Annotated in this window: 17 protein-coding genes; 10 read left to right on the forward strand and 7 right to left on the reverse strand. The window is 64.5% G+C overall.

Going from position 1 to position 18690, the window contains the following annotated elements; all coding sequences use genetic code 11:
- Window positions 1-21 precede the first annotated feature (21 nt).
- From AC1Z3W_RS17235 to AC1Z3W_RS17255, 5 genes are all read left to right on the forward strand, one after another.
- The gene (locus AC1Z3W_RS17235) at window positions 22-2286 is read left to right on the forward strand and encodes an exo-beta-N-acetylmuramidase NamZ domain-containing protein (RefSeq protein WP_483508328.1); all 2265 of its coding nucleotides are present in this window, start codon (window positions 22-24) and stop codon (window positions 2284-2286) included.
- A 340-nt stretch (window positions 2287-2626) separates the two neighbouring features.
- Window positions 2627-3160 carry an aspartate carbamoyltransferase gene (locus AC1Z3W_RS17240; protein WP_124833521.1) on the forward strand — a complete coding sequence of 178 codons (534 nt, stop codon included), beginning with the start codon at window positions 2627-2629 and terminating at the stop codon, window positions 3158-3160.
- A gap of 25 nt (window positions 3161-3185) precedes the next feature.
- A complete protein-coding gene (locus AC1Z3W_RS17245; protein ID WP_483508080.1) occupies window positions 3186-3842 on the forward strand; it encodes a Crp/Fnr family transcriptional regulator in 657 nt (218 codons plus the stop codon).
- A gap of 168 nt (window positions 3843-4010) precedes the next feature.
- Window positions 4011-4871, forward strand: coding sequence for a sulfurtransferase (locus tag AC1Z3W_RS17250; RefSeq protein ID WP_483508082.1), 861 nt, complete (start codon window positions 4011-4013; stop codon window positions 4869-4871).
- A gap of 250 nt (window positions 4872-5121) precedes the next feature.
- On the forward strand, window positions 5122-5655 hold the full coding sequence (locus AC1Z3W_RS17255; protein ID WP_483508083.1) for a cation-transporting P-type ATPase: 534 nt from the start codon (window positions 5122-5124) through the stop codon (window positions 5653-5655).
- Between the two features lie 68 nt (window positions 5656-5723).
- On the opposite strand, the gene AC1Z3W_RS17260 is transcribed toward AC1Z3W_RS17255, so the two are convergent.
- Window positions 5724-6485, reverse strand: a complete 762-nt coding sequence (locus AC1Z3W_RS17260; RefSeq protein ID WP_483508084.1) for an energy transducer TonB — start codon at window positions 6483-6485, stop codon at window positions 5724-5726.
- A gap of 491 nt (window positions 6486-6976) precedes the next feature.
- Complete coding sequence (locus AC1Z3W_RS17265; protein ID WP_124833526.1) at window positions 6977-8467, reverse strand: sensor domain-containing diguanylate cyclase; 1491 nt, start codon at window positions 8465-8467, stop codon at window positions 6977-6979.
- Window positions 8468-8860: 393 nt separating this feature from the next.
- On the opposite strand from AC1Z3W_RS17265, the gene AC1Z3W_RS17270 reads away from it, so the two are divergent.
- Entirely contained in the window at window positions 8861-9811 is a 951-nt protein-coding gene (locus AC1Z3W_RS17270) for a cation diffusion facilitator family transporter (protein ID WP_483508085.1), read from the forward strand.
- Between the two features lie 47 nt (window positions 9812-9858).
- Here the strand turns inward: AC1Z3W_RS17270 and AC1Z3W_RS17275 are convergent, their stop codons facing one another.
- Window positions 9859-10476, reverse strand: coding sequence for a hypothetical protein (locus tag AC1Z3W_RS17275; protein WP_175825153.1), 618 nt, complete (start codon window positions 10474-10476; stop codon window positions 9859-9861).
- Between the two features lie 234 nt (window positions 10477-10710).
- On the opposite strand from AC1Z3W_RS17275, the gene AC1Z3W_RS17280 reads away from it, so the two are divergent.
- A complete protein-coding gene (locus tag AC1Z3W_RS17280; protein WP_483508086.1) occupies window positions 10711-13005 on the forward strand; it encodes a heavy metal translocating P-type ATPase in 2295 nt (764 codons plus the stop codon).
- 10 nt (window positions 13006-13015) lie between these two features.
- On the opposite strand, the gene AC1Z3W_RS17285 is transcribed toward AC1Z3W_RS17280, so the two are convergent.
- Complete coding sequence (locus AC1Z3W_RS17285; protein WP_483508087.1) at window positions 13016-13966, reverse strand: universal stress protein; 951 nt, start codon at window positions 13964-13966, stop codon at window positions 13016-13018.
- Between the two features lie 642 nt (window positions 13967-14608).
- Between AC1Z3W_RS17285 and AC1Z3W_RS17290 the strand changes: the two genes are divergently transcribed.
- Window positions 14609-15034 (forward strand): MarR family winged helix-turn-helix transcriptional regulator, encoded by a 426-nt coding sequence (locus AC1Z3W_RS17290; protein ID WP_483508088.1) that lies wholly within the window; start codon window positions 14609-14611, stop codon window positions 15032-15034.
- Window positions 15035-15425: 391 nt separating this feature from the next.
- Here the strand turns inward: AC1Z3W_RS17290 and AC1Z3W_RS17295 are convergent, their stop codons facing one another.
- Entirely contained in the window at window positions 15426-15719 is a 294-nt protein-coding gene (locus tag AC1Z3W_RS17295; protein WP_483508089.1) for a hypothetical protein, read from the reverse strand.
- 37 nt (window positions 15720-15756) lie between these two features.
- Here AC1Z3W_RS17295 and AC1Z3W_RS17300 point away from each other — a divergent pair, with 37 nt between their 5' ends.
- Window positions 15757-17076, forward strand: a complete 1320-nt coding sequence (locus AC1Z3W_RS17300) for a chloride channel protein (protein WP_124833532.1) — start codon at window positions 15757-15759, stop codon at window positions 17074-17076.
- Between the two features lie 58 nt (window positions 17077-17134).
- The gene (locus AC1Z3W_RS17305) at window positions 17135-17539 is read left to right on the forward strand and encodes a BspC domain-containing protein (RefSeq protein ID WP_057926914.1); all 405 of its coding nucleotides are present in this window, start codon (window positions 17135-17137) and stop codon (window positions 17537-17539) included.
- 139 nt (window positions 17540-17678) lie between these two features.
- Here the strand turns inward: AC1Z3W_RS17305 and AC1Z3W_RS17310 are convergent, their stop codons facing one another.
- Window positions 17679-18245 (reverse strand): cytochrome b, encoded by a 567-nt coding sequence (locus AC1Z3W_RS17310; protein ID WP_124833533.1) that lies wholly within the window; start codon window positions 18243-18245, stop codon window positions 17679-17681.
- A gap of 43 nt (window positions 18246-18288) precedes the next feature.
- Window positions 18289-18669 carry a cytochrome b562 gene (locus AC1Z3W_RS17315; RefSeq protein ID WP_242431821.1) on the reverse strand — a complete coding sequence of 127 codons (381 nt, stop codon included), beginning with the start codon at window positions 18667-18669 and terminating at the stop codon, window positions 18289-18291.
- Window positions 18670-18690 lie beyond the last annotated feature (21 nt).

Below are 18690 nucleotides of genomic sequence, written 5' to 3' on the forward strand. Positions count from 1 at the left end.
CGGGCGGAACCCGAAGCGGCCATGGCACCGCGGCAGGCCGCCGCGATCGATGAAGCAATCGCCGCCGAGATCGCGGACGGGCATCTTGCCGGCGCGGTGGTCGTGACAGGCGACGCCGACGGCGTGCGCGTGCGTGTCGCGCGCGGCTTGCGCGTGACGGGCGAGCACGCCGAGCCGATGACGGCCGATACCGTCTTCGATCTCGCGTCGCTGACCAAGCCGGTGGCGACGGCGGTCGCGATCATGCAGCTCGCGGAGCGCGGCATGTTGAGCCTCGACGTGCCGGCTGCAGGCTACTGGCCCGCGTTCGGCGTGCACGGCAAGGGCAGCATCACGATCCGCCAGTTGCTCGCACACGTGTCGGGGCTGCCGGCCGGCGTGTCGTCGTCCCGCGCGCTGCGCAGCCGCGCCGCCGTGCTTGCCGACATCGTCGCGATGGCGCCCGTCGCGTCGCCCGGCACACGGGTGCGCTACAGCGACGTCAATTACGTGGCACTCGGCGAGATCGTCCGGCGCGTGTCGCACCGGCCGCTCGACGCGTGGTGCGCGGAACACGTGTTCGGGCCGCTCGGGATGGCGAGCACCCTGTTCCGGCCGACGGGCCGGCTGCTCGCGCGCGTCGCACCCACCGTCGTTCGCGATGGCCGTCTGCTCCGCGGCAGCGTGCATGACCCCATCGCGGCGGCCATGGGTGGCGTTGCCGGCAATGCGGGCCTGTTCGCGAGCGCCGACGATCTGGCGCGCTTCGCGCGCATGCTGCTGAACGGCGGCGCACTCGGCCCGGCGCGCGTGCTGACGATGCGCAGCGTCGCCGCGCTCGAGACACCGGCCACGCTCGACGCCGAGGGCGAGCTGCACACGCCCGGCTGGGCGGTCGGGCCGCCGCTCGTCGCGAACCGCTACCGGCTGCCGCCGGTCGGCGCGCTGCAACACCTCGGCTACACGGGCACGGCGCTCTGGATCGATCCCGCGACGCGCCGCTTCGCGATCGTGCTGACGAGCCGGTTGTATCCCGACGAAACCGGCACGGCGATGCCATTGCGTGCGCTCGTGCTCGGGATCGTATCGAGCGAGGCCGCGCCGGTGACGCCGTCGCGGATTGCGACGCGCGTACCCGCGATGGCGGCGGCCGTCGCGCAGGCCGTGCGGTTGCCGGCATCGCGCGGGCCGGTGCTGGCTGGCATCGACGTGCTGGCGGCGAGCGGCTTCGCGGCCGTGGCCGGCAAGCGCATTGCGCTCGTCACGAACCGCAGCGGCTTCGATCGGCTCGGCCGGCGCACGGCCGACCTGCTCGCGCACGCGCCGGGCGCACGGCTCGTCGCGCTGTTCGCGCCCGAGCACGGGCTTAGCACCGACGTCGACGAGACGTTCGGCGACACCGTCGACGCGGCGACCGGCGTGGTCGTTCACAGCCTCTACGGCGAGCGCCGCACGATCGCGCCCGCACTGCTCGCCGATGTCGACGTGCTGGTGATCGACCTGCAGGACGCGGGCGTCCGCTTCTTCACGTACCTCGCCACGCTCGGCCATGCGCTCGAGGCCGGCGCCGCCGCCCATCTTCCCGTGATCGTGCTCGACCGTCCGGACCCGCTGGGCGGCGATGCGTTCGGCGGCCCCGTGGCGGATGCCGGGCCGGCGACGTTCACCGGCTATTACCCGCTGCCGCTCGAGCCCGGCATGACGCTCGGCGAACTGGCCCGGTTGTTCAACGACCGGCTGCATATCGGTGCGGCGCTCGGTGTGGTGCCGATGGCGAACTACGTGCGCGCGATGCGCTTCGACGACACCGGACTCGGGTGGGTGCCGCCGTCGCCGAACCTGCGCGATGGCGCCGCGCTGTCGCGCTATCCGGAGACGGGGCTCGTCGAGGGGGCGGCGGTCAGTGTCGGGCGCGGCACCGCGATGCCGTTCGGCGTGGTCGGCGCGCCGTGGATCGACGCGCGCATCCTCGCGGACGATCTGCGCGCGATGCGGCTCGACGCGACGTTCTCGCCGGTTCGCTTCGCGCCCGCGGAGGGGCCGTATCGCGGCAGGCTGTGCGAAGGGGTGCGCATCGAACGGCTGCCCGGCGCGACGCGGCCCGGCGAGATCGGGCTGGCGCTCGCGCTGGCATTGCACCGTCGTTATCCGGCGCAGTTCCGGATCGATGCGATACGTGCGTCGGTCGGCTCGCGCGAAGTGGCCGACATGCTGGAAGCAGGGCGCTCGCTCGACGACATCGAACGTGTCGTCGCTGCGCAGGATGCTGCGTTCGTGCGCGAGCGGGCGGCGTTCCTGCTGTACTGAGTTCGGGCCGCCGCAGTCGATACGTGGCAATGATGCGTCGGCATTGCGAATTTGTCGGCTGCAAAGGCGGAAACCAGCAATACCGCGATGGCGACGATGCGTATCCAGTTCAGGTTGCCCGGCATGGGAGGCTTCCTCGCGAAAGGCGCGACGGCCGCCAGATTGCGGAGAACACGCCGGTTCGGTTGCGTCAGCCGGAGTAGGCCTCCGTGCGACACTGCCTTTGCGTTGGCAAGCGTGGTGCGCACCGGATACGCCGGTTCGCGAGCTATGATTCCAGTCATAGTGCGCGGCAGAACGCAGCGCTAGACTGCGGCTGAATTCGAAACTGGAGACATTCATGGCACGCACAGCTGCGCTTTTGCTCGCCGCTTCCCTTGCTGCCTGCAGCCTCGCTTCATCCGCCGCTGCCGACACGACTGCGCGCGAGAAGGCGGTCGCGCAACGGGGCGCCGACGTCATGCCGTTTTCGCTGGCAGCCACCACCCATATCTTCACCAAGACCGCGGATGGCGGCGTCCAGCAGGTCGTGACCAAGCGAGACGATCCCCAACAGGCCGGGTTGATCCGCCAGCACCTGGCGATGGTCGCACAGCAGTTCGCCGCTGGCGACTTCGCGGGACCGGAGCAGATCCACGGCAAGGCCATGCCGGGCCTGGCGGCGCTTCGTGCGGCGAAGCCGGGCGAGCTGACAATCACCTATCGCGACCTGCACAACGGCGGCGAAATCGCCTATCGGACCGATCAGCCCCGGCTGGTCACCGCGCTGCACCAGTGGTTTGACGCACAACTGTCCGACCATGGCCACGACGCGATGGCGGGGCATAGCGCGAACACGAGGCATCACCATGCGGCCGGCACCACACCCGAATAGCGGGTCCGCGGTCACGAGGCCCGCTGTGGACACGCCTGAACTAGCTATCGACGCCCACGTTGCAGATCTTCCACCCTCCTGGCCCGAGGCATTGCGTCTCGCCGCAAAGCTGCGCCAATTCGACGCCAACACCACGGTCTTCCGTCGCGAACAACCGGTGCAGGCCGTCTACCAGGTTCGGGCCGGCCGGGTGTTGTTGCGGCGTGACGAAGCCGGCGGCGAGTCCATCACGCTGCAGAGCGCCGGGCCCGGCGATTTTGTGGCGGAAGCGAGTCTCTTCAGCGCGCGATACCACTGCGACGGTGTTTGCCCGGTCGCCAGTCAGTTGCTGGTTCTGCCTGTCCAAATAGTGCTGGCGTCTCTGCGGCTCGATTCGACCTTTGCGATCGACTGGATCCGGCTCCTGTCCCGGCAGTTGATGCAGTCCCGTGCACGCGCCGAGCGCCTGACGCTGAGATCACCGCGCGAGCGCATCCTGCATTGCCTGCGACTCGAAGGCGACGCCCGCGGCATATTCACGGTGCCGGGGTCGCTGATGCAGTGGGCACGCGCGCTTGGGATCGCACACGAGACCCTGTATCGCACCTTGGCCCGACTTGAGCGGGACGGATTCATCGCGCGTGACGGGACCCGCGTTGTCCTGACCGGAAACCCGCCGACTCGACCGGATCGCGGGTCGTGATGATCGACAACCGTTGACCTGTGCCAACGGGGTTTCCCGGTATTCGCGATTGACTGACATCGACGTCGATGCGCTGAACGCGACCATGTTCTTTCCGCAGTCGACCGTCGCGAGTCGCGAAAACAGCTACGCAGAGGTGTGTTTTGTCATCAACCCGTGAGGCTTGCCATGCATGAAAGAGTCCTCATTTCCGCCGCCGACCTGGCGGAACTCATGAAAACGACGCCGGTGGTGCTCATCGACACGAGAGACGCCGCCAATTACGCGGAAGCCCACTTGCCCGGTGCAGTCAATATCCACGAGATATTCACGTATCAGGCGATGTCGACGCCGCAAGGCGTAGCGGCGTTGCGCGAGACCTTCACCGACGCCTTCGGCAAGGCCGGGTTGTCGGGGAGCGAAACCGCGGTTGTCTATGAGCAGTCCATGACAACCGGTTTTGGACAGTCCTGCCGGGGTTATATGCTGCTTCGCTATCTTGGTTATCCGAGAGACAAAATCAAGGTACTCCACGGCGGGTTCAGCGCCTGGCGCGCAGCGGCGCTGCCGAGCACGACTGACGTACCGGCACCGAAGCCCGTCAGGTTCCCTGTCGCTACCGAAGGAGACAGCATTCTGGTGGACCTGAACGAGATGAAGGCAGCGGTCGCCGACCCACACGTGGTGAAACTCGATGTGCGGGACGTCGACGAGTGGATTGGCGAAAGCTCATCTCCGTACGGCAAGGACTTTTGCCCGCGAAAAGGTCGCATTCCAGGCTCGGTGTGGCTTGAGTGGTACCGGATGCTGAAGCCGACACCCAGCGGGCAGATGTTCAAGTCTCCAGCAGAGATTCTTGCGGAATGCGCGACAGTCGGGATTCGCAAGGATACGCCGGTCGTCGTTTTCTGCTTCAAGGGCGCGCGGGCGTCCACAACGTTCGTTGCCCTCGAGGAAGCCGGCATCAGGAACGTGCGGCTATACCTCGGTTCCTGGAACGAGTGGTCCCGTGACCGCTCACTTCCCATTGAAGAGGGGGTGCCCTACTGACGCCGCACCGCTGAGGCAAGTCGATCTGACCGTGGCCCGTCCCGGAGGCTGTCGATCAAACCGCCGTGATTGAACCGATCACCTGGTTCCCGCTTGTCTTGTGGAGACACAAATGGCCATCATTGAAGCGCTCTCGCTGAGCTGACAGTGATGCCGGCTCGACAGAGAGGCGAGTAGCGCATGCCGCATGTCACCGTGTCCCCCTCCGCAGTTTGACCCTGGGTAGCGCGGTATGGAAGGTGCCTCGTCCATGGAAGAGACTGTGACGCCGGAATCGACTGCCGGACTGTCGACTACCGAAGTGCGCGAGCGCGCGAAAAAATTCGGATCGAACACAATCCACGAACAGGCGGCGCCATACTGGCGTGTGCTGTTGCCCAAGTTCTGGGCACCGGTGCCTTGGCTGCTGGAAGCGGCCATCGTGTTGCAGATTGGCATGGGTGCTTACATCGAAGCGGCTGTTGTCGGCGCACTGCTCGTATTCAACGCTGTACTCGGCATCGTTCAGGAACACAGAGCCGGCGTCGCGATCGCCTTCGGCAATCAGGCGGTTCTTTATGTATTGCGCGAGCCTGGCCATCTCTGGCATTCGCGGCCGAGCCGGTGGCTGCTGCTGTCATCCGCGATTGACATCACGATCGTCTCGGTGCTCGTACTGTCAGGTATGCTGATGGCCACGTTACCGTGGTCGCTCGTGGGAGCCGTAGCAATGACCGCGATCGGGTTTGCGCTGCTTCTGGATCAACTGAAGATACCGGTCGAAGCGGCGCTACGGCTTGGCTAGACCGAGCGAACCAGGCTTGGCGAGAAGCGGCCGGCGCAGCCATCCGGCCGACCGCCTGCGCGTATCCGTCAGCCCTTCGGCTGAAACGTGAGAACGATGCTCACCGGCGTCGCGCCGTCGATATCCCGTGGCATCGGGTCCGACTTCTCGACTGCGGCCAGCACGGCACTGTCCCACTGCGGGTTACCGCTGGAACGTTGCACCCTGACACTGAGCAGCGCTCCGCTGGGTGCGCACGTGACAGCGATGACGGTAGATGGATTGCCTGGAATCTCGAACGGCGCGACGACGTTGGCGCGCACCCGAAGGGCTACCGTATTTGCATAGTCCCGCGACGCAGCAACGCCAGTCTTCAGCAGAGGCCCGCGGGCGATGTCCTGCAGTGCGGCGAGCCGCGCGGCGCGTTCCCGTTCCATTTCACCGTCTGCTTGCGTAGCAACGGTCGCGGCGTTCGGCAACCGGGTCCGGCGGGCTGCGATCACGCCGATCCGCAAGGCTGGCGCCTTTAGACGCTGGGGTTTGATGTTGATCCGATGATGGCGCGCAACGGGCACCCGCACGTTCACGGTTCCAAGTTCGGTAGACGGAATCCACGCGCGTGATGCCGACGCCGGGTTGGCCGTATGCTGGGCCGACGTGGTCGACGGCAACGGCATGCCGGGCGCGTTAATCACCGTGCCCGAGCCAGTGGGGGTGTGGTGGTGCGACAGGACCGCGCTGGAAATCACCATCGCCGCCAGCAGGACGTGCAGCGCCACCGCCAGTCCAAACGCTCGCCCCGTGCCGTGCTCGCGCGGCGGCCAAACAGGCAAGTCGGATTTCGTGCTCATGGCTGCTTAGCGCCGGCCTGCGCCCCCGTGAGCGCGCGTCGAACCGGTGCTCCGTTCGCTACTCATTTCAGTTTAGTCGGGGCACGGAAGTAAATCACAATGGGTGACCGCCGGCGGACTTCCGGCAACCATTCGACAGCGTTTGGTACCCCATTGCAAAAACGGAAGAACGCCGGCCACCGGCGTTGCCCCGTTTTTCCATCATTAACCCACGTTGGCTGGTCGCGGGTAGTGGAAAGCCGGGGCATCAAAGAGGCCCGTCGGGAAGTGATTGAATCAATTGAAATTTGTATTGGGATCGGACCGCAAACCCTTGTCGCATCCCGATCCGGATACCCCTGTAAAACGTACGGAAAACAAGGGGCCGATGTTCCGGATCAGCATCCTCGGCGTACCGGTTGCCGGCACTCCGGTGCACGAAGACGGCGACAATCCGGCCGGCAAACTCAAGCATCGGCCACCGGTGGGACATCGCCGAGACTGGCGCAAAATCACATGGCGAACGTCGATCGGGACGGGACGGCGGTAACCTTGTTTCGGCCGATTGCCTTCGCGTGGTACAACGCCTCATCGGCCGCCTTGATCACAGCCCCCACTTCGACATCCTGTTCTGGCGTCCAGCTGGCTAGACCGATGCTGGCCGTCACGTGCCCGAATTCGCTGCTCACGTGTTCGATCATCAAGTCACTGATCGCGGTGCGAATTCTTTCAGCGATAAGTGCTGCGTTCGCAGGTGACGTGTCGGGTAGCAGAATGACGAACTCTTCCCCCCCGTAGCGGGCCGCGCGGTCGTTCGGGAGGCGAATGTTCTCGCCGATGCACCGTGCGACCGCGGCTAGCGCGTCATCACCAGCCTGGTGACCATAGGTGTCGTTGTACGCCTTGAAGCGGTCAATATCGACGAACAGCAGTGAAAACACGGAGCGCGCTCGACGCGCACGGTGCCATTCCTGTTCGAGGACCTCCCCGAACGTGCGGCGATTGTCGAGTCCGGTAAGGCCATCAATGCGCGCTAACAGAACCAGTTCGGATTCTGCCCGCATCCGGCGCCGCAACTGGACACTGAGCAAGATCGACAGAGCGATGGATCCAGTACCGAATGCGGCCACCAGTGAGCCGATTGTGATCGCGCGCTGCCGCCACGCCGCATAGATGTCCTGCTCGGCTTCAGCCACCATGATGATCAACGGCAGATCCGGCAGGTTCTTGAAATAGTAGTGCCGCCGCACACCATCGATCGACGCCGTTTCCGAAAACGTGCCCTCCGGCGCGGCCCGGAAACGCCGGAAAGTCACGGCTTGGCTGATGTCGCGTCCGATAATGCGCACGTCGAACGGCTGACGCATGAACATGATTCCATCCTTGCCGATCAGGGACATCGAACCATGGGTGCCGAGCGCGAGGCCAGCGAACAACCTGTTGAAATACTCGAGATTGATCGTGAGCACCACGATGCCGGCAAATGAGCCGTCGGCGTTCGACAGACGTCGCGACAACGCGAAACTGCGGATGCCTCCGCGTAGGCGCGATACATAAGGATCGCTGACATAGAGCCCGGTATCGGGGTGATCGCGCTGGACCGTGAAGTACTTCCGATCGGCGAAATTGCCCTTGCGTGGTACGTCATTTTCCGAGTCGAGGACGATGTCGCCGGCTGCGTCCAGCACAAGCATCGAGCCAATGTATTGGGCGGTCATGGCGTAGTCAAACAGCACGGCTCGCCGCAAGGCTGGGGAGGCGGCCATCACATCGGGGCGTTGCAGTCCTCGAATTGCTGACTGCAACGACAGGTCGTAGAGCTCAAAATTGCGCTCGATATCTCTTTCTGCCATCAGACCAAGATTGCGCGAGGTTTCGCTTGCGCGATCAAGCGCGTCCTGGCGGCTCTGGCGCAATTGCAAAACGCACAGGCACATCAGTGCAAAGGCGATGAGGACGCCGAGCACCACGACATAGTAAGGTGCCGCCGACCGAGGCTGCATGGATTTCCTCACTAAACGGGCGCCCGGGATGGGCCTCGATTCCGCATACTAGAAAGGGAGGGCAGCGAATGCAAGCGCGGGTTGCCCGAAGTGGGCACGGACCTAATGCCAACTGTTCACCACATCAAACAGTTTCGATGCTGACGACTCCGTTTTGCTGTGTCGCAACAAAAGAACGGTCTCCTCTTGTTCACGGAGCAATTTCAAGGGTGAGGCCAATCCATACTGGACGAGTACTGTCTGCCTGCCGACAAAATCGTCAACTTGAAAGTTGTTGCCAACTAGACATCATGCGCATGACCGATACGACAATCCACTGTCGACGCATGGCAGGCGCCCGCGAGAACGGTCGGCGGCGAACGGTGCGGCGTCCGGCAGCGAGCGCGCCGCACCGTGCGATCACTGGCCAGCAGCGCCGCTCGCGGGGCCGCCGGGCTGGCCGCGCATGTAGCCGGGCCCCATCCCCATCCCTTGCCCGCGATGCATGCCGCGCATGGGTGGCATGTCGGGGAGTTTGATTCCGCGCGCTTTCGCACGCTTTTGCATCTCGGCATGATGTTCTGCGCGGATTTTCTCGCGCTCTGCGTCCGACGCTGCCGCGAGCATCCGCGTACGGTATTCGGTCCGCTCGGCCGGCGTCATCAGCTGACTGCCGTAAATCATGCCTCCCGACCCGGCGGCGGGGCCTTGAGCAGGCGGGCGAGGCTGGGCGTCGGCCAGACCGGCCGTCATCGCGATCGCGACACCGACCACACACGCAGCAGTGAAGGTATTCGCACGGAACATGGCACTCTCCCAGCCGTTTGCATGCATTCAACGGTACACGGAAGGTCGGCAGGTCCTTTGCGTGAGATCAAGTGCCGCCGGATAGCCGCCCATACCATCGAAATACGTGCCGGCCATCACATCGCTGTCGACTGTACCGTGCATCATCGTGCGTCTCGTGTTGCGGCGGGGAGCGCCGGCCTGATTCCCTACGCGGCACTGATCGTCGGCCGGATGATCGTGAAGATGGGCGCCACGTTCGGTTGGGACGCGTTGCATGACCTGATGGATCGGGCGGCCGACGCCGAGGACGTTCAGGCGATCCGTGCGACGCTGCTCGCCACACCGGGCGTGCTTGACGTACACGACCTGCGCACACGCAAGACCGGCGCTCTCATCCTCGCGGACGTGCACCTCGACATCGACGCCGATCTCACCGTTGCGCAAGGGCATGACATCGCGGTGAACGCGCGCGCACGCGTGATGCGGCATCACCGTGTCCTGAACGTGATGACGCATGCCGATCCGCACCGGCGCGAAACGCGCGCTGAAGTCGCAGCAGCGATTCGACGCGAGTAGGCAGGAAAAACGCGACGTGCCGGCTCGGAACGTCGCGCACGCTGGCGTCATTCGGTGCCGCGCGGATGATGGCCGCGCCGGAACGTCAATCGACGTTCGTTGACGAGAGCGCCCCAGTCGAGCTTCATCAACGCGAAGACGAAGCCGAGCAGGACCAGTTGGGTGACGATGAAGTATCCACCGAAGTAAGTGCCTTCCAGTTCGGACTCCACGTCGAGCCGGGTCGACGCAAAACGGCCGAGATGTGTCCAGATCGCATAGGTCGTTACGCGGCCGACGAAGAACGCGGCGGCGATGATTCTCAGCGGCAACCCGGAAAGACCATACGCGATGAACAGATAGTTCGACGGAAGCGGGCTCAACGCATAGAAGAAGAATGCGCCGGCGGTCAGCGTACGGTGCTTGCTCAGCCAGCGTGTGGCAACGTCGATATTCTCGCGATCCGATTCCCGCATCCAGCGCGAGCGGACGAGCGATCTCGAGAAGGTCGCCAGGATAACGCGGCCGGTTGTCGCCGCACCGGCCGCGACGATGGCGAAGATCAGCGGATTTCCTTCCGGCAGATTGAATCCCACCCACGACATCGCCATCCAGGTAGGCGGGGCGAACGCGGGTATGAGATTCAGCAGAAGAATCAGCAAAAACAGCACAGCCAACGTCAGCACGATATCGGCTCCAGGCCATCCGGTGTCACGTTTCGATTTTGCTGAGGAAAGGGGGCGGCGGCTTGACTCACGTCAAGCAAGGCGCCGCATCGGCATTTCATAGGGATGCCTTTCGCCTGACCCATGTCAACGGTCGAATTGCCGCGTTTCCTAGACTGGTCTGGTGCCACGCCGTCTGTCAACGGGGACCGGATGCAGCGAGTATGCCCGCGCACGGTGATCGGAAAAATCGTCATGTCCCGAATCCGCTGGTCGATCGATCTCGCGTTGCTGATCCTGGCGGCCGTCGCGCTCGCGGGGGGAGGCGTGTGCGTTGCGTTCGGGCTGCCTTCGCTCGCGCGCATCGTCTGGCTATCGGGTACGGTGCCGGTCTTGCTCGCGTTGACGGTATCGCTTGCCCGGGCCCTGGCCAAGCGTCAGGCTGGCATCGATGTGCTCGCATGGCTTGCGATCGAGCTGGCGATCGCGCTCGACGAGACGCTGACTGCCGCGGTGATTGCGTTGATGCTCGCAAGCGGGCGGGCGCTGGAGCAGTATGCGCAACATCGCGCGCAACGCGAAATGACCGCGCTGCTCGGCCGCGCCCCTCGGCAGGCAACCCGGTTCGAGAGCGGCGAATGGCGCCCCGTTGCGCCGGAAGCCATCCTTCCAGGCGACCGGCTCCTCGTGCGAAGCGGCGAATTCGTGCCGGTCGACGGTACGTTGACCGATGACGCCGAACTCGACGAATCCATGCTGACGGGCGAGTCGGCCACCCAGCGGCGACGTGCCGGAGAAAGCGCATGCAGCGGCGTGGTCAACGCCGGCGCGCCGTTCGAAATGGTCGCCCGTACGACGGCAGGCGACAGCACGTTTGCCGGCATCGTACGCATGGTCGAGCGCGCGCAGCACGAGCGCAGTCCGTCCGTGCGCCTCGCGGATCGCTACGCCGGGTTCTTCGTGCTCGTTTCGCTGCTCGTCGCGGGGGTGTCCTGGCTGCTGACCGGCGACGTCGCCCGCGCGCTTGCCGTGCTCGTCGTGGCCACGCCTTGCCCGTTGCTTCTCGCGGTTCCGGTCGCCATCGTGTCAGGCATGTCACGTTGCTCGAAACGCGGCGTGCTGGTCAAGGGCGGCGGTGCGCTGGAGCGCCTTGCGCAAGCGACGATTCTCTTCTTCGACAAGACCGGGACGCTGACGGGCGGGCGTGCGCGTATCGTCGCAATCGAATGCGGCGCGAACGTCGCAACGGACGATGTGCTGCGCTTCGCGGCGTCGTTGGCTCAGGCTTCGGGCCATGTCATTTCGGATGCGCTGACGGTCGCTGCACGAGAGCGCCGGATCAATCTGTCGCTGCCGTCGGCCGTCAAGGAAGCGGCCGGCGAAGGCGTGACCGGCCGGGTCGACAACCGGACGGTCGCGATCGGCAAGTTCGGATACGTCGCCGCTGCCTGCTCGACGACTGCGCGCTGGAGCGACGCGTTCCTGAGGCGGGTCGGCAGCGAGGGCGGGGCTGCCGTGTTCGTCGGCGTGGATGGTGTGATGATCGGCGCGATCCAGATGGCCGACCAGCTGCGGCTGGAAACGCCGCGAGCATTGCGGCTTCTGAAACGCGAAGGGGTCGAGCGCCTCGTCATGCTGACCGGAGACCGGCGCGAGATTGCCCAGGCCGTCGGCGAGCTGCTCGGCGTGACCGACGTGCGCGCCGAGCAAACGCCGGCGGACAAGCTCACCGCGATCCAGGCAGCCCGCAAGGAGGGCGTGACGATCATGGTCGGCGACGGTGTGAACGATGCGCCGGCGCTGGCGGCGGCCGATGTCGGCATCGCGATGGGCGCGCGCGGGGCGGCCGCGTCATCGGAAGCCGCCGACGTGGTGTTGCTGGTCGATCGGCTGGATCGCCTCGTGGACGCGATGCGCATCGCACGACGCTCGCGCCGCATCGCGCTCGAGAGCGTGGTGGCCGGCATGTCGATGTCGGTTGCCGCCATGACGATCGCGGCGGCGGGATTCCTGCAGCCGATTGCCGGCGCGGTGATCCAGGAGGTCATCGACGTCGTCGTCATCGTCAACGCGTTGCGCGTGCTGCTGGTTCGCCCGAAGACGACGGACGCCCGGCTGACCGATGTGGACGTCGAGCAACTCAAGCGCGAGCACGCGGCATTGTCACCGTTGCTGGACCAGATCAGGGATCTCGCGGATCGCATGCCGCAACTGTCCGCGGCAACCCTGACCGGCGAGCTTGCCCGCTTGATCGATTCGCTCGACGAACGGCTGCTGCCGCACGAACGTGCCGACGATCGGGACGTCTACGCGCGTCTCGCCCCGCTGCTCGGTGGCGAGGATCCGCTTGCCGCGATGAGCGGCGCACACCGGGAGATCTTCAGGATGGTCCGGTCACTCAGGCAGATGGCCGCGGACATGCCGCACGACGCACCGAACGCCATGCAGGTGCAGGCGATGCAGCGCTTGCTGTACGGGCTGGAAGCCATCGTGCGCCTGCATTGCGCGCAGGAGGAGGAACTGTTCCACGCGGTGGGAACGGATGCGTGACGACGAAACGTCATGCATGCGGCGTGCTCACGAGCAGAACCGGCGTTTTCGTGATGCGCGCAACGCGTGCGGCAACGCTGCCGACCACCCAGCCCGTGGCGCCTCGCCGTCCATGGGCGCCCATGACAATCATGTCCGCGCTCCATTCGATAGCGTCGCGCACGATGACGTGCGAAACGTCGGCGCCATTCCGGCCGGTTCGAATCAATTCCGATTGGGCGTGTCCGGCTACGCCGTCGAGTACGGTCATGGCTTTTTGCAGCACATGATTGCCGTCGCTGGTCAATGCCGATTCCAGCGTCTCGACAGGGACGAAATCCCCCAACGAGACAGGGCGTTCAAGGACGTATATCGCACGCAGTTCGGTGTCGGGCCTCGAGAAGGTCAACCCGGTTCGCAACGCGCGGAACGCGGCAGGACTGCCGTCGACGGCAAACAGCATCCGCCGCGGCAGGTGTTCGGCAACCGACGAGAAACCTTCCGGAACGATGAGCAGCGGACACCGAGCGAGTGTGCCGAGCGGGCCGGAAACCGTGCCTTCGATCCATCTGAGCAAGCCATGATGCTGACGCGCGCCGACGATCAGGAGTTCGGCCTGCCGCGCTTGCGCACTGTCGGCCAGCGCGTGCGCGACATTCCCGCCGTGCGTGGACAGGTCGATGACTTCCGTATCGATGGTGAGATCGTCGCGCTTCATTGCATCCTTGGCGCGCGACAGCAAGTCGCTTGCATCCCGAAGCAACTCGTCGCGAGCCGATTCGAGAAATGCCATGGTTTTCGATCCGAGCGGGACGAGTGTGCGCGGATTTTCCGCAACGCTGACGATGTGTACCGAGGCATTCGATGGAATGAAGCATCGGGCATACACGAGCGCATGGTCGGATGCGGTGGAACCGTCGATGGCGATCAGTACCCGCTGGGGAGCGGGGACTGCCTGGCGGGGTGAGGTGCTGGTGGTCATGAAGGTCTCCCGGCGGCAACCGACGGTCGCGCACACGGTCATTTTTCGCACGGACGGTCGTGTCCTGCTTGACCTTCGTCAAGCACAGTCGCCTTCGCGATGCCGGAAAAAATGATGGATCGATCGCGTCGCGCCGATTTCAGCGCGTCGAGCCAGACGGGAAGACGCGAGGCGCAAGAACTTGCCCCGATGAATGTGTGCCAGGCGGCGCCCGGCGATTACCACCGGAATCGATCGCCTGCCAACCTGGAGTGCATGCCCCAGCCGTCGGGGTGATACGTCACGCTGGGGATATAGACCGGGGCGTAATTCGAGTCGCTTGCCGCCGGATGGCGCGCGCTCGGCATGACGCTCGGCGACGCGAGCGGGTTGCTCACATGCAGTATATTTCGCGCCGGGACAACGACGTGGCTGGCCGTTCCCGCATGTGAGCTTGTCGAATGACCGGGCTGTACGACGACCAGGGCGATCAGCAGCGGTATCGGAATGCCGTCCACTTCTCCTCACCGATTCAGGTTGATGGGGCCAATCCACGCAGCAACCGGAGCAGCGACAGATGAAAGCACTTTGCACTACCCGTTCCGCGCGCCTGTATTTTAGGTCACGCGATGACATGATTCCAGAAAACTCCCGGAGTTCGTGATGGCAGCAAGCAATCGAAAGGCCGGTGCAGGCGCGACGAAACACGACCTCGAGCAGTTGTCCGAATTTCGCTACCGGCTGCGGCGTTTTCTGCGTTTCTCGGAGGAAATCCTGCGTGCCGAGGGGCTGACGCCGTTGCAGTACATGCTGATGCTGCACACCTGTGCGTTTCCGGACCGCTCGTGGGCGACCGTGGGCGAGATTGCCGAGCGGCTGCAGGCGTCCTCGCATGGCACGGTGGCGCTCGTCACGCGCTGCGAAGCGGCCGGGCTCGTCCGGCGCCAGACGAGCGAGCAGGACCGAAGGCAGGTGGAGATTCACCTGACGGAAAAAGGGGCAGATTGCTTGCGCAAGGTTGCGGCATTGCACAAGTCGGAAATCCAGTCGTTCGGCTGGGCATTCCAGGACGTCACCGATAACGACTGATACATGCACCATGCGAGCCACGGCGTTGACTTGGCCCGCATCGGGTGCGGTCTCCTGCATATCGCATCGATCCTTTCATCACCGGTGTCTCGAAGGGGCCGTTCAATCGAACGGAATGGGTTGAAGCTCAACGGAACGCGCGATACCGACACCGCCTCAAGCGCAGTGAACTGCGCCGCTCCATTTCGGCAAGTGACGGGATTGTGTAAATCGTCCGACGGTGATTCGAAAGATTTCCGTGGTCACGTGAAGACGAATAACGATCACATCGAGCAGCGCGGGAGAAATGTCACATCATGACTAGTTGGCATGTTACGATGCGGAAATTCTGCAAAATCGTGGATTCAGATGTGCTTCATCAGCTCACTGAACTCGACGTCCGGTCGTTCCGTTACGAAAGGCCGGGGCGAGCTTCTTGAACCCGGCTGCCCAGCCGGGTTTTTTTATCTGTTCTCAGGTCTGTTCGGTCAATCGCGTCAACGATGTTCCGGTCGTCCATCGTGTCTTCCCGCATGAATGCGCCCGAACCGCGCGCGACCGCGTCGCTCGCAGCGGCCTTCGCGCCGGGCATGCGCGGGCACACGGTGTTTCCGATGCGTGCCGGGGTGGTTGCGGCATGGCGCGCGATCGCGTTCGGCATGAAGCCGCCGCCGGTGCGAATCCGAACGATCTGGAAGTCCTTCAATATTCAAACTGGCTGACGAGCGGGTAGGGAGAGACCGATGATTCGCATTTCCGCGCTCGCAGATCGCCGCGCGATACTGCACGCGCGGCGTCTGTGGCTTCACTACGGCGTGTTCTGGCTGGGTGCGGTGGCCGTGGGCCTCGTGGCGGTGCTCTATGCGAAGCTGATCGATTTCGGCTACGGGGTGTTTCTGGGTTACGCCGCCCGCCACGCATGGCTGCCGCTGATCGTCACGCCGATCATCGGTGCGCTGACCGTCTGGCTGACACGGCGATTCTTCGATGGTGCGGAGGGCAGCGGCATTCCGCAAGTGATTGCAATGCTGCATGCACCGGGCAACGCCGGTGCGCGATTGCTCAAGCTGCGGATCCTGATCGGCAAGATCCTGGTCTCGTTCCTGGCCATGCTCGGCGGGTTCACGATCGGTCGCGAAGGCCCGACGATTCACGTGGGTGCCGCACTCATGTTCAATCTGCGGAGGTTCTATCCGCAGCGGTTTCGCGCGATACGGCCTGGCGTGCTCGAGCACCGGCTGGCGCTTGCGGGCGCGGCAGCGGGGCTTTCCGCTGCCTTCAATGCGCCGCTCGCCGGCGTGGTGTTCGCGATCGAGGAACTCACGCGCAGCTTCGAGCAACGAACGAGCGGCGTGCTCATCACGGCGATCATCTTCGCCGGTATCGTGTCGCTCGGCATCCAGGGCAACTACGTCTATTTCGGCACGATCGACGTCGGCGCGCACCTGCCTCAGTCGCTGGCGCTTGCGGTCGTGCTCATCGGCGCGATCGCGGGCGTCATGGGCGGCATCTTCTGCTGGCTGTTGCTCAACACGCGACGCTGGATGCCGCACGCGCTCCAGGATTTTCGTGCGGGCCAGCCGATTCTGTTCGGTGCGGCCTGCGGGCTGGTCGTCGCGTTCGTCGGCGTCGTGACCCACGGCCATACGTTCGGCAGCGGCTATGCGGAAGCCCGGGGCATGCTCGAGAGCCACACGGACGTCAGCATCCTGTATCCGGTATTCAAGATGGTTTCGATGATCGGGTCATATCTGCCCGGCGCACCGGGCGGCCTGTTTGCGCCGTCGCTGGCGATCGGTGCCGGAATCGGCAACACGCTGCACATCCTGTTCTCGGGGATGCAGCTGCAGATGCTGATCGCGCTCGGCATGGTCGGCTATCTGGCAGCGGTCACGCAGAGTCCGATCACGGCGTTCGTGATCGTCATCGAGATGATCAACGGCCACGCGCTCGTGATCTCGCTGATGGCCACGGCGCTGATTGCCAGCCGCGTGTCGCGCTTCTTCGCGCCGCCGCTGTACGAAGCGTTGTCGACACGCTATTTCCCGGCCGACCATCGATGACTTTTGAGACGCATCGTTCCACGGTGTCGGACATCACTCACCTCGTTCGTCTTCACTCATGAAGGGCCTTCTGATTTTTCTTGCCTCGTCGATGCTTCTGTTCGCCTATGCGGCGCGATCGAGCGCCGACGATGCGATTCCCGACGATTATCGCTACCTGGCGCGCATCAACGTTCGCCCGGTCGTCATCAATTGCGTCGCCGAAATCGACCGATGGATTCGAACGTCGGCGAAGTACGACATGTTTCTCGCGCCCGACGTCCGGTTGCTGAGGGCCAAGGTGCGCGCGTTTCGCGGGCTCGAGGATCGCCCGGGCAGCGGGCCGCTCGTGGATTCGACGGTGACCGTTCGTGCTTCAGCACGCCTGCGACCCCGTGGCGCCTGGATTCCCGTGGCCGCAAAGTGCGGAATCTGGCGCTCGCACGTCGTGGGCGTTGCAATGAAACCGCTGGCGTTGCGGTAACCGAATCGATGCGATCGAGAAGCGCTGCGATGCGGCAGCAAGGACCTTTCGCAGCGCGGCCCCGATCGCGTCACGCTCCCCATCGCGCGGTAGTCACGTCGCAGTCGAAAGCCGGGAGGAGATACCGGCACCTCCCGGTTTAGCTCGCATCTTCCATCCGGGCCTGGCGCCGAGCTGCCCTCGTCGGCCAGGGCAGGATGCGCGGGAGTATGTTTTCCGTGTGGATCAGCCGATGCGCCAGCGCGCCAAGAACGTGCAAGCCGACCAGCGCGGCGAGCCCATACGCCGTCAGCGCGTGCAGTTCTCCCAGCCAGTGCGACAGTTCGCGACTCCGGGGCACCAGGGTCGGCAGCGAGAAGAGCCCGAAGCAGCTGGCCGTGTGCCCGGCCGCATTCGTCTTCATCCAGCCGAGCACGGGAATGGCGAGCATCAGCACATAGAGCAGCCCGTGGACGCTGCGTTCCGCGACATGGTTCAGCGTGCCGGCCGGATTGATCGACGGCGGCAGCCGGCGACGCATGCGCAGCCGATTGACGATACGGATCGCCGCGAGCCCGAGGATGGCGATGCCGATCGACTTGTGCAGGTCGACGAGGCCCTCGTTGTCGTCCAGCAGCAAGCCGACGATCAGGTTGCCGATCAGCGCGGCGGCCAGCAGCCAGTGCAGCAGGCTGATCGACAGCGGGTAGCGGGTAACGTTTTTCATGACGGGAATACCTGTTCAGTGGCGAAAGCGTGGCCGGCCGCGGTTAGCCGAGCAGGTCGTGATAGTGCTTTTTCGTGCCGTTGATCCGTCGCAACGCCTGCTTGGCAGCCGGCAGGTCGTTGGCCTGAATCGCACGGTCGACGGCGGTCAATTCGTCGCGCAATGTGCGCATGCCTTCGTCGTAGGTCGGCTGGTCGTCGCGATAGCGCTGGCGGCTTGCCTGCTGCGCATCGTTTTCGAGCCGGGTCACATATCCGTTCATCTCCGGAATCGTCCGGCTGTTCATCGCACCTTGCATCGCGTGCTTCATGTCCCTCATCAGCGTCTTGATCTCGCCGGCGCAGGCCGGCGCGGCAGCCACGGAAAGCAGCACACCCAGCGCTGCGCAGAAACGGAGTCGGAACGACAGGCTGTTCATGGTCATCGATTCGATTGCGAGTGTCGG

This window comes from Burkholderia sp. 10_S31, from assembly GCF_056930375.1.

Bases quoted from the DNA above. Each gene is read 5' to 3' on its own strand.
- AC1Z3W_RS17235 (WP_483508328.1), top strand. From the start codon at position 22: ATGGCACCGCGGCAGGCCGCCGCGATCGATGAAGCAATCGCCGCCGAG.
- AC1Z3W_RS17240 (WP_124833521.1), top strand. From the start codon at position 2,627: ATGGCACGCACAGCTGCGCTTTTGCTCGCCGCTTCCCTTGCTGCCTGC.
- AC1Z3W_RS17250 (WP_483508082.1), top strand. From the start codon at position 4,011: ATGCATGAAAGAGTCCTCATTTCCGCCGCCGACCTGGCGGAACTCATG.
- AC1Z3W_RS17255 (WP_483508083.1), top strand. From the start codon at position 5,122: ATGGAAGAGACTGTGACGCCGGAATCGACTGCCGGACTGTCGACTACC.
- AC1Z3W_RS17260 (WP_483508084.1), bottom strand. From the start codon at position 6,485: ATGAGCACGAAATCCGACTTGCCTGTTTGGCCGCCGCGCGAGCACGGC.
- AC1Z3W_RS17265 (WP_124833526.1), bottom strand. From the start codon at position 8,467: ATGCAGCCTCGGTCGGCGGCACCTTACTATGTCGTGGTGCTCGGCGTC.
- AC1Z3W_RS17280 (WP_483508086.1), top strand. From the start codon at position 10,711: ATGTCCCGAATCCGCTGGTCGATCGATCTCGCGTTGCTGATCCTGGCG.
- AC1Z3W_RS17285 (WP_483508087.1), bottom strand. From the start codon at position 13,966: ATGACCACCAGCACCTCACCCCGCCAGGCAGTCCCCGCTCCCCAGCGG.
- AC1Z3W_RS17290 (WP_483508088.1), top strand. From the start codon at position 14,609: ATGGCAGCAAGCAATCGAAAGGCCGGTGCAGGCGCGACGAAACACGAC.
- AC1Z3W_RS17300 (WP_124833532.1), top strand. From the start codon at position 15,757: ATGATTCGCATTTCCGCGCTCGCAGATCGCCGCGCGATACTGCACGCG.
- AC1Z3W_RS17305 (WP_057926914.1), top strand. From the start codon at position 17,135: ATGAAGGGCCTTCTGATTTTTCTTGCCTCGTCGATGCTTCTGTTCGCC.
- AC1Z3W_RS17310 (WP_124833533.1), bottom strand. From the start codon at position 18,245: ATGAAAAACGTTACCCGCTACCCGCTGTCGATCAGCCTGCTGCACTGG.
- AC1Z3W_RS17315 (WP_242431821.1), bottom strand. From the start codon at position 18,669: ATGACCATGAACAGCCTGTCGTTCCGACTCCGTTTCTGCGCAGCGCTG.